The following is a 15,259-nucleotide window of genomic DNA, read 5'->3' on the forward strand; positions in this document are numbered from 1 at the left end:
GCCGGTGGTTGTGGAGCGGTGGCGAGGGGCGGGGCGAAGACGATTTGGCAACCTTCGTTGACTAGACGCAACGGTTATGCCGATCCTTTCGCGCTTCGCCAAACCCCAGCCAGAAGTCGTCGACGAGGAAGCAGCGCGCGCGCTCCGGCTGGTGCGCGAGTTCGAGAACAACGGCCCGGGCTGGTTCTGGCAGACCGATCGCGAGGGGCGGCTCTGCTATCTGTCGCCAAAGGTCGCCAAGGTGCTGGAGGAAGCGGGGCTGGAGGCGGTCGGCAACCCGCTCACGTCCGTGTTCCAGCTGGACAGCGATTCGCCGGACACGGAACGCACGCTCGGCTTTCACCTGACCTCGCGCACGTCCTTCGCCAACTACTCGGTGCGGGCGGCGGCGGGCGATGCGGAGCGCTGGTGGTCGATCTCCGGCCGGCCGCAGATCGACGCGCTGGGCCGTTTCGGCGGGTTCATGGGCTTCGGCAGCGACCTGACCGAGCGGCGGCGCTCCGATGCGGAGATCACGCGGCTGGCCCTGTTCGACGGCCTGACCGGGCTTGCCAACCGCCAGCGGATGCGCCTGTCGCTGGACCAGATCCTGTCCAGCCCGAACGCCGCCGCCCGCCCCACCGCCCTGTTCCTTCTCGACCTCGACCGGTTCAAGCAGGTCAACGATACCATGGGGCACCAGACCGGCGACGTGCTGCTCCAGCAGGTCGCACAGCGCCTGCAGCGCGCCGTGGGCGAGGCCGGCCTCGTTGGCCGGCTGGGCGGCGACGAGTTCGAGGTCGTGCTGCCCGATGGCGCCAACCGCGATTGCCTTGCCGAGCTGGCGCGCACGATCATCGCTTCGCTGTCCCAGCCTTATTTCATCTCCGGATCGTCGCTGTCGATCGGGTGTTCCATCGGCATCGCGCTCTCGCCGGACGATGGCGGCGAGTCGGAAAGCCTGATCCGCTCGGCCGACCTTGCGCTCTATGCGGCCAAGGCGGACGGCCGCGGCATCCACCGCTTCTATCGCGAGGAACTGCTGCACGGGGCCAAGAGCCGCCGCCAGATGGAGGACGACCTGCGTGTCGCGCTCGCACAAGGCCAGCTCCACGTCGCCTACCAGCCGGTCGTCTCCACCCGCGACGAGTGCATCGTCGGCTATGAAGCGCTGGTGCGCTGGACCCATCCGGTGCGCGGGCCGATCTCCCCGGCCGAGTTCATCCCCGTCGCCGAGGAATGCGGACTGATCGAATCGATCGGCGAGTGGGTGATGCGCACCGCCTGCGCCGACGCCGCCTCGTGGCCGCGCGAGGTGCGGGTGGCGGTGAACGTATCGCCGATCCAGTTCGCCAACCCCGCTTTGCCCACGGTGATCGCCTCCGCCCTTTCCCGCTCCGGCATCGCGCCGCAGCGGCTGGAGATCGAGCTGACCGAAGGCATCTTCCTGCAGGAGAACAATGCCTCCGACCGCATGTTCCAGAGCCTGAAGGGGCTGGGCGTGCGCCTCGCGCTGGACGATTTCGGCACCGGCTATTCGTCGCTCGGCTATCTGAAGAAGGCGCCGTTCGACAAGATCAAGATCGACCAGAGCTTTGTGCGCGGCGCCACCATGCCGGACACGCGCAACGCCGCGATCATCAAGGCGATCGTCACGCTGGCCGACACCCTGGGCATGGAAACCACCGCGGAGGGCGTCGAGATCCAGGACGAGATCGCGCTGATCCGCAGCCTGGGGTGCAGCCACATCCAGGGCTATGTCTATGGCCGCCCGGCGAGCACCGGCGAAGTCGCCGCGCAACTGGCGAGCAGCGGAGGCCGCGCGCAGCCGATCGGTTTCAAGAACAGCCGTGCGCCGCGCGTCACCATGCTGCGCACCGCCCGCCTTGAGCTGGCGGACATGCGCGGCGAGGTGCGCATCCGCAACATCTCCAGCACGGGCGCGATGATCGACGGCATCGAGTTCGACGGGAACGAGGATGTGCGCGAGATCAACGTGCAGATCGAGGTGGTGGAGAACCAGCTGTTCGACGCCAGGCTGCGCTGGGCCAAGGATGGGCGCGCCGGCCTTCAGTTCGCGCAGCCGATCAACCTCGATCGATTGAACGGGCCCGCCACGCGCACGCCCAAGCGGACCTGAGGATCACCGCGCCCGTTCGTGGTGGCGGATCACCTCGTCGATGATGAAGCGCAGGAACGCTTCGGAGAAATCGGGGTCGAGGTCCGCCTGGGCCGCCAGCTCGCGCAGCCGCGCGATCTGCCGTTCTTCGCGCGCCGGGTCGGCCGGGGGCAGCTGCGCCTCCGCCTTGTAGCGGCCCACCGCCTGGGTGACCTTGAACCGTTCGGCCAGCAGGAAGACCAGGGCGGCATCGATATTGTCGATGCTCTGGCGATAACGGGCAAGCGTGTCGTCGGTCATCGGGCGCGGCGCCTTTGGCTGGTGTCGGGTCGCCCGGCCTTTTGCGGACGGCGCGGCGCCGGTGCAACCCCGCGGGGTTGCCTTTACGGCCATGGCCCGCCACAGCCTTGCGCGACATGAGCGCCACCATCCACCGCCTCGACAATCGACCGCAACCCTCGCTCGAGCCGATGGTGCAGCTCGTGGCGCAGGACATGAACCTCGTGAACGCGGTGATTCTGGATCGCATGCAGAGCGAGATTCCGCTGATCCCGGAGCTGGCCGGTCACCTGATCGCGGGCGGCGGCAAGCGGATGCGCCCGATGCTGACGCTCGCGAGCGCCAAGCTGCTCGGCTATCCCGGAAACCGCCACCACCGCCTCGCCGCCGCGGTGGAGTTCATCCACACCGCAACTCTGCTCCACGACGATGTGGTGGACGGGTCGGACCTGCGCCGCGGCAAGCGCACCGCCAACCTCATCTGGGGCAATCCGGCGAGCGTGCTGGTCGGCGACTTCCTGTTCTCGCGCTCTTTCGAGCTGATGGTGGAGGACGGCAGCTTGAAGGTGCTGAAGATCCTGTCCTCGGCCTCCGCGATCATCGCGGAGGGCGAGGTGAACCAGCTCACCGCCGCGCGCCGCCTGGACATCGGCGAACAGCGCTACCTCGACATCATCGGCGCGAAGACCGCCGCCTTGTTCGCCGCCGCCTGCCGCATCGCCGCGGTGGTGGCCGAGCGGCCCGAGGCGGAGGAGGCGGCGCTGGACGCCTATGGCCGCAATCTCGGCATCGCCTTCCAGCTCGTCGACGACGCGATCGACTATGTCTCGGACGCCGACACGATGGGCAAGGACGCCGGCGACGACTTCCGCGAGGGCAAGATGACGCTGCCGGTCATCCTCGCCTTTGCCCGCGGATCGGAGGAGGATCGCCGCTTCTGGCAGGCCGCGATCCACGGCCACCGCACGTCCGACGCCGATTTCGCGCAGGCCGTGTCGCTGATCCGCGGCGCCCGGGCGGTGGAGGACACGCTCGCCCGCGCCCGCCATTACGGCCAGCGCGCGATCGACGCGCTGGGCCTGTTCGCGGGCGGCAAGGCCAAGGACGCGATGATCGAAGCCGTCGAGTTCGCGATCGGCCGCGCTTACTAGGTCTGCCCGGGCCTAATGGCCCGGCGCGATCTCCACCTGGAAGGTGGCATGGCCGATGCCGAAGCGGTCGTGCAGCATCGCCTGTGCCGCGTCCAGAAAGGCATCGCCGGGGTGGCCGGCCGGGATCACCAGATGCGCGGTGAGCACCGTGTCGGTGGTGGACATGGGCCAGATATGCAGGTGGTGCACGCCCGCCACCCCGCTCAGGCCGGCCAGGGCGACCTCCACCGCATCGATGTCGATCCGCCGCGGCACCGCGCCCAGCGACATCTCCACCGACTCGCGCAGCAGCCCCCAGGTCTGCCAGAAGATCAAGGCCGCGATCACGATCGACACCACGGGATCGATCCAGCCCGCGCCGGTCCACAAGATCGCGAGCCCTGCCACCACCACGCCCAGCGACACCAAGGCGTCCGCCGCCATGTGCAGGAACGCGCCGCGGATGTTGATGTCGCCTTGCGCGCCGCGCGCGAACAGCCACGCGGTGACGCCGTTCACCGCAATCCCCACCGCGGCGACGGCGGACACCGTGCCGCCGGCGACCGGCGCCGGATCGCCGAACCGCTGCACCGCCTCCAGCAAGATCGCGCCCAGGGCCACCAGCAACAGCAGCGCGTTCAGCAGGGCCGCCAGGATGGTCGAGCCCTTCAAACCGTAGGTGAAGCGCCGTGACGGCCCCACCCGCGCCAGCGCCGCCGCCCCCCAGGCGATCACCAGGCCGAGCACATCCGACAGATTGTGCCCTGCATCGGCCAGCAGCGCCACCGAATGCGCGAAAAACCCGAATCCGGCCTCCACCGCGACGAACAGCAGGTTCAGCGTGATGCCGATTGCAAACGCCCGGTTGTGGTCGGCCAGGCCGTGATGATGGCCATGACCATGACCGTGCGCATGACCATGCGAGTGCCCGGAACCATGATCGTGCGCATGGCCGTGAACGTGGGCATGGCCGTGAACGTGGGGAGGCATGGGCGGGCGGTCTCGTGACGGGAAATCGGCTCCGCACCTAGCATCGCTCCCGCGTGTGATACTAGGACGGTGCGCCCATGCCTGCCGATCTGCCTATCCATGCCGTCCTGCCGGTCCTCCTCGCGCACCTGCGCACAGGGAGCAACGCGGTGCTGGTCGCGCCACCGGGCGCGGGCAAGACCACCGCCGTGGCGCCGGCCCTTCTCGCCGAGCCGTGGTGCATGGGCGAGATCCTGCTCCTCTCCCCGCGCCGTCTTGCCGCGCGTGCCGCGGCCGAGCGGATGGCGACGCTGGCGGGCGAGAAGCCGGGCGGCACGTTCGGGTACGCCACCCGCATGGACACGCGCCGCTCCGCCGCGACGCGGGTCACGGTGGTGACCGAAGGCATCTTCGTGTCGCGTATCCAGTCCGATCCGCAGCTGGAGGGCGTTTCCGCCGTGCTGTTCGACGAGGTGCACGAACGCAGCCTCGACAGCGATTTCGGCCTGGCCCTGGCGCTGGACGCACAGGCGGGCTTCCGCCCCGACCTGCGGATCGTCGCCATGTCCGCGACGCTGGACGGCGAGCGTTTCGCCGCGCTGATGGACGGCGCGCCCGTGGTGGAAAGCGCCGGGCGCAGCTTCCCGCTGGAGCTGCGCCATCTCGGCCGCCGGGCGGAAGCGCGGATGGAGGACGAGATGGCCGCCGCAATCCGCCGCGCGCTGGCCGAGACGGACGGCGGCGTGCTCGCCTTCCTGCCCGGTGTCGCCGAGATCGAGCGCACGGCCGAGCGGCTGGCCGGGCTCCCGCCGGAGGTGGTGCTCCACCGCCTGCACGGCAGCCTCGACCCCGCCGCGCAGCGCGCCGCGATCGCCGCCGACCGCGAGGGCCGTCGCAAGCTCGTGCTCGCCACCTCCATTGCCGAAACCAGCCTCACGCTGGACGGCATCCGCGTGGTGGTCGATTCCGGCCTCGCCCGCCGCCCGCGCTACGATCGCGCCGCCGGCATGACCCGCCTCGTCACCGAACGCGCCAGCCAGGCGGCGGTGACGCAACGCGCCGGCCGCGCAGGCCGTCAGGCGCCGGGGATCGCCTATCGCCTGTGGGAGGAAGCCGCCACCGCCGGCCTGCCCCGCTATGACCCGCCGGAGATCCTGGAGGCCGACCTGTCGGCATTGGTGCTCGATTGCGCGCTGTGGGGCGTCGCCGACCCGCGCACGCTGCGCTGGCTCGATCCCCCGCCCGCCGCCGCGATCGCCGAGGCGCGGGATCGGCTCGGGCGGCTGGAGGCGCTGGCCCCCGATGGCCGGCCGACGCGGCATGGCGAGGCGATCGCCCGCCTCCCGCTGCCGCCGCGCCTCGCCCACATGCTGTTGCGCGCGTCCGAGCGGGGCCTGGCGCGCACCGCCGCCGAGGTTGCCGTGCTGATCGGCGAGCGCGGCGTGGGCGGCACCGATCCCGACCTCGAAACGCGCCTGCGGCGCTGGCGGGGCGAGCGGGGGCAGAAGGCGGACAACGCGCGCCGCCTGGCCGAGCGCTGGGCGAAACTGGTGCTGTCCGCCGCCGAGACACGGCGCGAGGATGCCGCCGGCCTGTGCCTGGCGCTGGCCTTTCCGGACCGGGTGGCGCGCCGGCGCGATGCATCGGGCGAGAACTGGGCGTCGGTCGGCGGTCGTGGCTTTCGGCTCGATCCCGCCTCCTCGCTGGCCCGGCACGAATGGCTGGCGGTGGGCGAAACGCAAGGATCGGCCGCCGGCGCGCGCATCCTATCGGCCGCGCCGATCGACGTGGCGACGATCGAGGCGCTGTTCGCGGAACAGATCGAGGTGCGCACCACCGCGATCTTCGATCCGGCGACCGGCGCCGTGCAGCCGCAGCGCGAGCGCCGGCTGGGCGCGCTCCGGCTGTCCGGCGGCCCCGACCCGAACGCCGCGCCGGAACTCCTGTCGGCCGCGCTGCTGGAGGGCGTTCGGGCGCATGGCCCCGCGCTCCTGCCGTGGAGCGAGGGCGCCTTTGTTCTGCGTCGCCGCGCCGCCTATGCCGCGGCGATCGATGCACGCGTCCCGCCGCTCGCCGATGCGATGCTGCTGGAGCGACTGGACGACTGGCTGCCGCCCCTTGCGGCGGGCAAGCGCCGTCTCGATGCGATCGACCCCGGCGCGCTCACGGCGGCGTTGCGGGACCTGCTCGGCTGGGAAGGCGCGCGCCTCGTCGACAGTCTCGCGCCCGAACGCTTCACCGCGCCCGCCGGCAGCAGCCACGCGATCGACTATGCCGCGGAGGCCGGCCCCACGGTGGAATTGCGCCCCCAGGCGCTGTTCGGCCTGGCCGAGCATCCGCGCGTGGCCGGCGTGCCGCTGGTGCTCAGCCTCACCTCGCCCGCCGGCCGCCCGATCCAGACCACGCGCGACCTGCCCGGCTTCTGGGCGGGCAGCTGGGCCGCCGTCGCCAAGGAGATGCGCGGGCGCTACCCCCGCCACCCCTGGCCCGACGATCCCGCCGCGGCCGCGCCCACGCTGCGGACGAAAAATGCGGATGCGCGCGCCAAGGGATCGCGATAAGGACCTGGCGAGTTCAGGAGTCACCATGCCTACCGCCCGCATCTATCAGCGCCCGAAGAATTCCACGCAGTCCGGCCGCGCCAACACCAATCGGTGGCAGCTGGAGTTCGCCCCGGAGCACGCCAAGCATGCCGATCCGCTGACCGGCTGGGCCGGATCGGAGGATGTGCGCGAGCAGATCCGCCTGTCCTTCCCGACCAGGGAAGCCGCGATCGCCTATGCCGAGCGCGAGGGCCTGGCCTTCACCGTGCATGAGGCGCCGGAGCGCAAGCTGAAGCTGCAGGCCTACGCCGACAATTTCCGCTGATCGCCCGCGGGTCTGCACCCGCGGGCCGACCGGCCTTAGCGCATGCGCTTCATCATCTCGCCCATCGGCATCAGCTGGTGCGACAGGTGATCCATGATCCACATCGATCCGAACACCACCAGCAGCACGATCAGCACGCCGAACGCGAGCGCGAGCACGTTGTTGGTGTTGTCCGGCCCGGTGGTGATGTGGAGAAAGAAGACCAGGTGGATGCCCATCTGCGCCACCGCCAGCACGATCAGCGCCGCCGGGATCGCCGGTCCCCAGACCAGGTCCGTGCTCACCATGTAGAAACTGCCGGCGGTCAGCGCGAGCGCCAGTAGCAGTCCGACCACATAGCCGGTGACGCCGCCGCCGAACTCCTGTCCGCTTGCGGCCTCGTCGCCGGGGGCCGAATCGTGCCGCTCGCCCCGTTCGCCCCGCTCCAGCTTGCCTTCGCTCACCGGCCCGCTCCCATCAGATACACGATCGTGAACAATGCCACCCAGATGATGTCCAGCGCGTGCCAGAACAGGTTGAAGCACATCAGCCTGCGCTGGATCGCCGGCAGAAAGCCGCGGCTCCACAGCTGCGCCATCATGGTGCCGCACCACAGGATGCCGACGCCCACATGCAGGCCATGGCAGCCGACGAGCGCGAAAAAGGCGGACAGGAACGCGCTGCGCGCCGGACCGGCGCCTTCGCCGATCATCTGCGCGAACTCCTGCACCTCCAGCACCAGGAAGATGAAGCCGAGCAGGCCCGTGACCAGCAACCAGATCTGCGTCCAGGCCAGGTTGCGCCGCTCCGTCGCCACCGCGCCCAGGCCGCAGGTGAAGCTGGACAGGAGCAGCAGCCCCGTCTCGATCGCCACGCGCGGCAGCTCGAACAGCTCCGCGCCACCCGGCCCGCCCGCCGTTTCCCCGCGCAGCACCGCATAGGCGGCGAAGAAGCCGGAGAACATGATGATGTCGGAAAGGAGGAAGATCCAGAAGCCGTAGCCGGTGGTGATCCGCTTGGAGGCGGGGCCGCCATCGCCGCGCCCGGTCGCCTCGCCATGGCCGTGTCCGCCACCATGGCCGAGGCGATAGGGATCGCCGCCTTTCCCCTGCCCGCCCTGCCCGCCACCGCGATGCTGTGCCGCCGCGCCGCTCATGCCGGCTGCTCCCCTGCGCGTGCGCCCTGCTCGCGGAGCAGCCAGGCCGCGCGCACCTTGCGGCGCTCCCGGTCATAGGCGGCGACTTCCTCCACCGGGATCTCGTACTCGTCCTCCTTGCGCCAGGCGAACCAGACGAACGTGCCATAAGCCGCCAGCAGGCCGACGCCGACCAGCCACCAGATCTCCCAGATCAGCGCAAAGCCGGTGAAGCTGGCGAAAAAGGCGGTGACCACGCCGGTGGCGGAGTTGCGCGGCATCTCGATCGGCTCGTATTCGGGCTCCTCGACCAGGCCCTGCGCCTCGATCGCGCGTTGCTTGATCGTCCAATAGGCTTCCTCGCCGCGCACGTCGGGCAGCACGGCGAAGTTGAAGCTTGGTGGCGGAGAGGTGGTCGCCCATTCCAGGCTGCGACCGTCCCAGGGGTCGCCGGTCTCGTCGCGCAGCTGGTCGCGGTCGCGGATCGAGACCAGCAGCTGCATGATCTGCGCCAGCACGCCCAGCCCCATGATGCCGACACCGAACAGCATGATCCACAGGAAGGGCGCCCAGCCGGCGACGTTCACGTGCTGCAGGCGCCGGGTCATGCCCTCCAGGCCCAGCCAGTACATCGGCGTGAACACGATCAGGAAGCCGGCCAGGCTCAGCCAGAAGGCGACATGGCCCCAGCCCTCGTGCAGGCGGAAGCCGAATGCCTTGGGGAACCAGAAGGTCATGCCGGCAAAGGCGCCGAACAGCACGCCGCCGATGATCACGTTGTGAAAGTGCGCCACAAGGAACAGCGAATTGTGCAGCATGAAGTCGGCCGGCGGCACCGCGAGCAGCACGCCCGTCATGCCGCCGACCACGAACGTCACCATGAACGCGATCGACCACAGCATCGGCGTGGTGAAGCGGACCTTTCCGCCGTACATGGTGAACAGCCAGTTATAGACCTTCACCCCGGTGCCCACCGCGATGATCGAGGTGGCGATGCCGAATGCGGCGTTGACGTTGGCGCCCGCTCCCATGGTGAAGAAGTGGTGCAGCCACACGGTGAAGCTCACCAGCGTGATGAACAGGGTCGCGGCCACCATCGAGCGGTAGCCGAACAGCGGCTTGGAGGAGAAGGTGGAGATCACCTCGCTGAACACGCCGAACGCCGGCAGCACCAGGATGTACACCTCCGGGTGGCCCCAGGCCCAGATCAGGTTCACGAACAGCATGGGGTTGCCGCCCGCGTCGTTGGTGAAGAAATGAAAGCCCATGTACCGGTCGAGCGTCAGCATCGCGAGCGTCGCGGTCAGGATCGGGAAGGCGGCCACGATCAGCAGGTTGGACGCCAGCGACGTCCAGCAGAACATCGGCATGCGCAGATAGCTCATGCCCGGCGCCCGCACCTTGAGGATGGTCGTCACCAGGTTGATCCCGCTCATCAGCGTGCCGATGCCGGAAATCTGGATCGCCCACAGATAGTAATCGACGCCGACGCCGGGCGAATAGACCTTCTCCGACAAGGGTGCATAGGGCAGCCAACCAGTGCGCGCGAACTCGCCGATCACCAGCGACACGTTGACCAGCAGCGCGCCGCTCGCCGTCAGCCAGAAACTGGTCGAGTTGAGCGTGGGAAACGCCACGTCGCGCACGCCCAGCTGCAACGGCACCACGAAGTTCATCAGGCCGATGACGAACGGCATCGCGCCGAAGAAGATCATGATCGCGCCGTGCGCCGAGAAGATCTGGTCGTAATGTTCGGGGGGGAGGTAGCCGGGCGCGTTGACCGCCATCGCCTGCTGCGTGCGCATCAGGATCGCGTCGGAAAAGCCGCGGATCAGCATCACCAGCGCCAGCAGGATGTACATCACGCCGATGCGCTTGTGGTCCACGCTGGTGATCCACTCGTGCCACAGATACGGCCAGTGCCCCTTTTTGGTGATCCAGGCCAGCACGCCCAGCAGCAGCACGCCGATGACGGCCGCCGCGACCAGCGGGATCGGCTGGCTGAAGGGAATGGCATCAAGGCTCAGCTTGCCGAACATCAGCTCTCGTCTCCGGGCGAGACCCTGGGCCCGCCACGCCCTTCCTGCGGGCCGGCCGCAGGCTTGATTTCCTGACGCACCACCGCGTCGAACAGGCCCGGCTGCACCTGGCCCCAGAAGCCCGGCGGCACCTTCTGGCTCTGCTGCGCGAACTTCTCGTAGGCGGGCCTGTCCAGCAGGCGCCCGCGCGCCCGGGCCTGCGCCACCCAGCCCTCGAACTGTGCCGCGGGCACCGCATCGGTGGCGAAGTTCATGTCGGAAAAGCCGTCGCCGCTATAATGGGCGGACGTGCTGTAATAGCGGCCGGGCGTGTCCGCGCGCATGTTCAGCTGGGTCGCCATCCCGTTCATGGTGTAGATCTGGCTGACGAGCTGCGGCACGAAGAACACGTTCATGACGCTGGACGAGGTCAGACGGAAATGCACCGGCCGGCCGACCGGCACCACCAGCCGGTTCACCGTGGCGATGCCCTGTTCGGGATAGATGAACAGCCATTTCCAGTCGGTGGAGACGACCTCCACCTCCAGCGCCTTCTGGTTCGATTCGATCGGGCGGGCAGGGTCCAGCTGGTGGCTGCCCACCCAGATCACGCCGCCCAGGAACAGGATGGTGAGGATCGGGATTGACCAGACGAGCAGCTCGATACGGCCGGAAAACGTGAACTCCGGCCGGTAGGTCGCCTTGTCGTTGCCGGCGCGATACCACCAGGCGAAGACCAGGGTGGCGAGGATCGTGGGCACGACGATCGCCAGCATGATCGCCAGCGAGTTGAACAGGATGGTCCGGTTCTGGCCGGCGATCGGCCCGTGCGGGTTGAGCACGCCGGTGCCGACGCAACCGGACAGCAGGAGCGGAACCGTCGCAGCGCAGGCACGCCGCAGCCGGGAGCGGAAGGCATCGCCGATCATGGTCGGGCCGAGTAGCACGTCTTGCCTCCCGTTCACCTGCATATTTCCTTGGGCGGGCTTCCTTCGTGCACTTGCCCGGTTGCCGGTTGCAACAGGTGGAGATCGGCCGGCCGGTTCACGTTGGCGATCCCCTCCTCCCAGTCGATCGCCGCCGCGCCGATTGCGGTTGCCCAGCCGCGCATCGACAGCCGGGTGTCGACCCGCAGATGCTCGCCCAGCCGATCGGCCAGCGCCGCCGGCCACAGGCCCAGCACCGGCAGCGGGCGCACCCAGGCGCAGGACGTGCCCGCCACCTGCGCCAGCAAGTGCGGGGAAAGGCGCGGGGTATCGCACGGCGCGCTCAGCACGGCGCGGTACCCATGGTCCCGCGCGTGGCGCAGCGCGGCCAGCAGTCCGCCCAGCGGCCCCTGGCGCACACCCGGCGGATCGTCGATCGCCGGGAGCCCCGGCCAGGGGCGGCCGACCACCACCACCTTTGCCACATGCGGCGCCAGCGCGTCCGCGACATGCTCGATCAGCGGCCTGCCTTCCAACATCGCCGCGGCCTTGTCCCCACCGAAACGACGCGCCTCGCCCCCGGCCAGGATCGCGCCCAGGATCGGGGCGGCGGGAGCGTCCGCGCTCACCGCGTGGCCAGCACGGCATCGGGCCGCGCCAGCACCGTCAGCGGCAGCCCCGCCGCCGCCGCGCGCTCCACGGCCAGGCTGGTGGGAGCGGAAATCGTCGCCAGCATGGGGCACCCGGCCAGCACCGCTTTCTCGACCAGTTCGTAGGAACAGCGCGAGCTGAGCAAGGCGAACCCGCCCTCCCAGGCCGTGTCCAAGCGCAGCATGGCGCCGATCAGCTTGTCGAAGGCGTTGTGGCGGCCGACATCCTCCCGCACCAGGCGGATGCCGCCCTCGGCGTCGCACAGGGCCGCGCCGTGCACCGCGCCGGTTGTGCGATGGAGCGGCTGGTGCTCGCGGAACCGCTCCAGCGCGTGGAACACCGCCGCCCGGTCGCCCTGCCAGGGTGCCGCGATCCGCGGCAGCGGGCGCAGCGCCTGTTCCAGATTCTCGATCCCGCACAGGCCGCAGGAGGAGTCGGACACGCGATGTCGCACCCGATCGGCCACCCGCGCGGCAAGGCCGGGACGCAGCGTCACCCGCAGCACCGTGCCGCGTGCGGTGCGGTGCGCGTCCACCTCCGCGATGTCGCCCGCGTCATCGATCAGCCGTTCGGACAGCGCGAAGCCATAGGCGAGATCGCCGAGGTCGGTCGGCGTCGCCATCAATACGGCATAGCCGATGCCGTTGAACTCCAGCGCCACGGGCGCTTCGATGGCGAGCGGACGGGTCACGGCACCCGTGACCCCATCCGCCGCAACCCGATCAAAGGGAGCGGCAAACGTACCGGCACTCCCTGCGTCACCCCGGACCTGTTCCGGGGTCCACCCGTCCGCATGCTCTGCCATGCACTGCTCCTGTCGGACCGTGGTTACCGGAACAAGTCCGGCACGACGACGAGGATGGGTCGCTATGCCACGATCCGCACCGGCACGCTCTTGGCGGCCGGCACGAAGCTTTCCTCGGCATGGTGGTCCACGGCGATCAGCACGTTGCATTCGGGGTAATAGGCGCCGAGACATCCGCGCGGGATGTCGTAGGGGGTGACGATCAGCCCTTCCCGCCGGCGCAGCTTGCCGTCCTGCGCGTCGCCTTCCAGGGCCACGATCTGGCCTTCGGCGAGCCCCTGCTCGGCCATGTCCGCCTTGTGCATGAACAGCACGTCGCGCGTGCCCTTCACCCCGCGGAAACGGTCGTGATAGCCGTAGATGGTGGTGTTGAACTGGTCGTTCGAGCGCAGCGTCATCAACCGGAAGCGGCCGGGCGCATCCTCGAAGCCGGCCGCGGACAAGTCGCTCGGCACCAGGAACTCGGCCTTCTTGCTCTTCGTCTCCCAGACGCGCCCGGCGGCCTTGTTGCCCTTCCAGAAGCCGCCCGGCTGGAACAGCCGCTGGTTGAAGTCCTTGAAATATTCCGGATAGGTCCGCTCGATCGCATCGCGGACCAGGGAATAGTCGGCGACCCAGGCATCCCAGTCGACATGCGGGTTGGCCGGCAGCAGCCGCCTGGCCAGCGCGCCGACGATCGCCGGCTCGGACAAGAGGTGCGGGCTCGCCGGCGCCGCCTTGCCGCGCGAGCCGTGGATGCAGCTGGTCGAATCCTCCATCGACACCGCCTGCGGGCCGCTCGCCTGCCGGTCCTCCTCGATGCGGCCGAGGCACGGCAGCAGGTACGTCACGCGGCCGGGGAACAGGTGATTGCGGTTGAGCTTGGTGGCGATCTGCACCGACAGCTCCAGCCGCGGCCAGGCCTCTTCCATCGCCGCCGTTTCCGGCACCGCGCGCAGGAAGTTGCCCCCCAGCCCGATGAATGCCTTCACCGATCCGTCGATCACGCCGTGGCAGGCCTCCACCGTGTTGAGGCCCTTCTCCGCCGGCGGCTCGAAATGGTAGAGCTCGCGATACTTGTCGATCGGCGCCAGTTCCGTCTTCTCGGTGATGCCGACGGTGCGCTGGCCCTGCACGTTGGAATGGCCGCGCACCGGCGTCGGCCCCGCGCCCGGCTTGCCGATATTGCCGCGAAGGAGCAGCAGGTTCACCAGCATGCGGACGTTCTCCACGCCCTTCACATGCTGGGTCAGGCCCATGCCGTAGATGCCGAGCACCGCGTCCGATCGCGCATAGACGGTGGCGGCCGCCTCGATCGCCTTCTTCTTGAGGCCGGACTCGCGCTCGATATCCGCCCATTCCGTCCGGCGCACCGCCTCGATGAACTCCTCGGCCCCCTGCGTGTGCTGGTCCAGGAAGCCGGTGTCGAGCACGCGCTTGTCGCCGCGCGCCGCCGCCTCGTCATCCCATTGGATCACGAACTTGGCGATCCCCATCATCGCGGCGATGTCGCCGCCCGCCTTCACCTGGTGATACTGGGTGGAGATGCGCGTTTCGCCCAGCGTCGCCATCTCGATCGGGTTCTGCGGATCGGTGAAGCGCTCGAGCCCGCGTTCCTTCAGCGGGTTGAAGGTGATGATCTCCACCCCGCGCTTCCGGCAGTCGCGCAGGTCGTGCAGCATGCGGGGCGAGTTGGAGCCGACATTCTGGCCGAAGAAGAAGATCGCGTCGCACAGCTCGAAGTCGACGAGCTGCGTGGTGCCCACCGGCACGCCGATCGCTTCCTTGAGCCCGACCGACGTCGACTCATGGCACATGTTGGAGCTGTCGGGCAGGTTCTGCGAGCCGTACATCCGCGCCATCAGGGCATACATGTAGCTCGCCTCCAGGCTGGCCCGGCCGGAAGCGTAGAAGACGACGGACTTGGGATCGAGCGGCTTCAGCTCGGCGGCGATCGCATCGAACGCCTCGTCCCACGAACAGGCGACATATTTGTCGGTCGCCGCATCGTAGCGCAGCGGATGCGTCAGCCGGCCCTGCTGTTCGAGATCGTAGTCCTTCCACTCGCGCAGCTCGGCCAGCGTGTGCTTTTGGAAGAACTCGGGCGTGGTGCGCAGGGTCGTCAGCTCCCACGCAGTGGCCTTGCCGCCTTCCTCGCAGAACTCGAACGGATGATGGTCCTTGGGCTTGGCCCACGCGCAGGACACGCACATGAAGCCGTCGGGCTTGTTCTGGCGGACCAGCTCGCGCGCGACCTCGGGATTGACCCGCTCGCGCGGCAGGATGTCGGCCAGCGAGTTCACCGAACCCCAGCCGCCCGCCGGGCCCCAATAGGGCTTGATCTGCGGGTTGTCCGCTTCCTGCTTGGCCACGTGCCATCCCCTTCGATCTGAACGTTCTTCCCGGCAGTCACGGAACGGGC

General features: G+C 69.2%; 13 protein-coding genes. 4 read left to right on the plus strand and 9 right to left on the minus strand.

Annotated elements, in window-relative coordinates:
• Positions 1-76 precede the first annotated feature (76 nt).
• On the plus strand, positions 77-2,119 hold the full coding sequence (locus DVW87_RS05760) for a putative bifunctional diguanylate cyclase/phosphodiesterase (protein WP_114686731.1): 2,043 nt from the start codon (positions 77-79) through the stop codon (positions 2,117-2,119).
• 3 nt (positions 2,120-2,122) lie between these two features.
• Here the strand turns inward: DVW87_RS05760 and DVW87_RS05765 are convergent, their stop codons facing one another.
• Positions 2,123-2,398 (minus strand): chorismate mutase, encoded by a 276-nt coding sequence (locus DVW87_RS05765; RefSeq protein WP_114686732.1) that lies wholly within the window; start codon positions 2,396-2,398, stop codon positions 2,123-2,125.
• 116 nt (positions 2,399-2,514) lie between these two features.
• Here DVW87_RS05765 and DVW87_RS05770 point away from each other — a divergent pair, with 116 nt between their 5' ends.
• A complete protein-coding gene (locus DVW87_RS05770; protein WP_114686733.1) occupies positions 2,515-3,528 on the plus strand; it encodes a polyprenyl synthetase family protein in 1,014 nt (337 codons plus the stop codon).
• 12 nt (positions 3,529-3,540) lie between these two features.
• On the opposite strand, the gene DVW87_RS05775 is transcribed toward DVW87_RS05770, so the two are convergent.
• The gene (locus DVW87_RS05775) at positions 3,541-4,497 is read right to left on the minus strand and encodes a cation diffusion facilitator family transporter (RefSeq protein ID WP_114686734.1); all 957 of its coding nucleotides are present in this window, start codon (positions 4,495-4,497) and stop codon (positions 3,541-3,543) included.
• A 77-nt stretch (positions 4,498-4,574) separates the two neighbouring features.
• Here DVW87_RS05775 and hrpB point away from each other — a divergent pair, with 77 nt between their 5' ends.
• Together hrpB and DVW87_RS05785 are read left to right on the plus strand one after the other, a co-directional pair.
• Positions 4,575-7,037, plus strand: a complete 2,463-nt coding sequence (gene hrpB, locus DVW87_RS05780; RefSeq protein ID WP_114686735.1) for an ATP-dependent helicase HrpB — start codon at positions 4,575-4,577, stop codon at positions 7,035-7,037.
• 25 nt (positions 7,038-7,062) lie between these two features.
• Positions 7,063-7,344, plus strand: coding sequence for an ETC complex I subunit (locus DVW87_RS05785; protein WP_114686736.1), 282 nt, complete (start codon positions 7,063-7,065; stop codon positions 7,342-7,344).
• A gap of 35 nt (positions 7,345-7,379) precedes the next feature.
• On the opposite strand, the gene cyoD is transcribed toward DVW87_RS05785, so the two are convergent.
• The 7 genes from cyoD to DVW87_RS05820 all read right to left on the minus strand — a co-directional run bounded on the left by cyoD (position 7,380) and on the right by DVW87_RS05820 (position 15,209).
• On the minus strand, positions 7,380-7,787 hold the full coding sequence (gene cyoD, locus DVW87_RS05790) for a cytochrome o ubiquinol oxidase subunit IV (RefSeq protein WP_239017773.1): 408 nt from the start codon (positions 7,785-7,787) through the stop codon (positions 7,380-7,382).
• Positions 7,784-8,479 (minus strand): cytochrome o ubiquinol oxidase subunit III, encoded by a 696-nt coding sequence (gene cyoC / locus DVW87_RS05795; RefSeq protein WP_114686737.1) that lies wholly within the window; start codon positions 8,477-8,479, stop codon positions 7,784-7,786. The genes cyoD and cyoC overlap by 4 nt, the downstream gene beginning before the upstream one ends.
• On the minus strand, positions 8,476-10,497 hold the full coding sequence (locus DVW87_RS05800; RefSeq protein ID WP_114686738.1) for a cbb3-type cytochrome c oxidase subunit I: 2,022 nt from the start codon (positions 10,495-10,497) through the stop codon (positions 8,476-8,478). Before DVW87_RS05800 ends, cyoC begins: the two co-directional genes overlap by 4 nt.
• Positions 10,497-11,441, minus strand: a complete 945-nt coding sequence (gene cyoA / locus DVW87_RS05805; protein WP_239017774.1) for a ubiquinol oxidase subunit II — start codon at positions 11,439-11,441, stop codon at positions 10,497-10,499. The genes DVW87_RS05800 and cyoA overlap by 1 nt, the downstream gene beginning before the upstream one ends.
• Positions 11,438-12,031 carry a molybdenum cofactor guanylyltransferase gene (gene mobA / locus DVW87_RS05810; RefSeq protein WP_181814728.1) on the minus strand — a complete coding sequence of 198 codons (594 nt, stop codon included), beginning with the start codon at positions 12,029-12,031 and terminating at the stop codon, positions 11,438-11,440. Before mobA ends, cyoA begins: the two co-directional genes overlap by 4 nt.
• Positions 12,028-12,744, minus strand: a complete 717-nt coding sequence (fdhD, locus tag DVW87_RS05815; protein ID WP_239017775.1) for a formate dehydrogenase accessory sulfurtransferase FdhD — start codon at positions 12,742-12,744, stop codon at positions 12,028-12,030. Before fdhD ends, mobA begins: the two co-directional genes overlap by 4 nt.
• A 176-nt stretch (positions 12,745-12,920) precedes the next feature.
• Positions 12,921-15,209: an FdhF/YdeP family oxidoreductase gene (locus tag DVW87_RS05820; RefSeq protein ID WP_114686741.1), complete on the minus strand. Its 2,289-nt coding sequence runs from the start codon at positions 15,207-15,209 to the stop codon at positions 12,921-12,923.
• Positions 15,210-15,259 lie beyond the last annotated feature (50 nt).

Source organism: Sphingomonas aracearum (assembly GCF_003345355.1).
Taxonomy (GTDB): Bacteria; Pseudomonadota; Alphaproteobacteria; order Sphingomonadales; family Sphingomonadaceae; genus Sphingomonas; species Sphingomonas aracearum.

Coding starts and splice junctions, on each gene's coding strand:
- DVW87_RS05760 (WP_114686731.1), top strand. CDS start 77: ATGCCGATCCTTTCGCGCTTCGCCAAACCCCAGCCAGAAGTCGTCGAC.
- DVW87_RS05765 (WP_114686732.1), bottom strand. CDS start 2,398: ATGACCGACGACACGCTTGCCCGTTATCGCCAGAGCATCGACAATATC.
- DVW87_RS05770 (WP_114686733.1), top strand. CDS start 2,515: ATGAGCGCCACCATCCACCGCCTCGACAATCGACCGCAACCCTCGCTC.
- DVW87_RS05775 (WP_114686734.1), bottom strand. CDS start 4,497: ATGCCTCCCCACGTTCACGGCCATGCCCACGTTCACGGCCATGCGCAC.
- hrpB (WP_114686735.1), top strand. CDS start 4,575: ATGCCTGCCGATCTGCCTATCCATGCCGTCCTGCCGGTCCTCCTCGCG.
- DVW87_RS05785 (WP_114686736.1), top strand. CDS start 7,063: ATGCCTACCGCCCGCATCTATCAGCGCCCGAAGAATTCCACGCAGTCC.
- cyoC (WP_114686737.1), bottom strand. CDS start 8,479: ATGAGCGGCGCGGCGGCACAGCATCGCGGTGGCGGGCAGGGCGGGCAG.
- DVW87_RS05800 (WP_114686738.1), bottom strand. CDS start 10,497: ATGTTCGGCAAGCTGAGCCTTGATGCCATTCCCTTCAGCCAGCCGATC.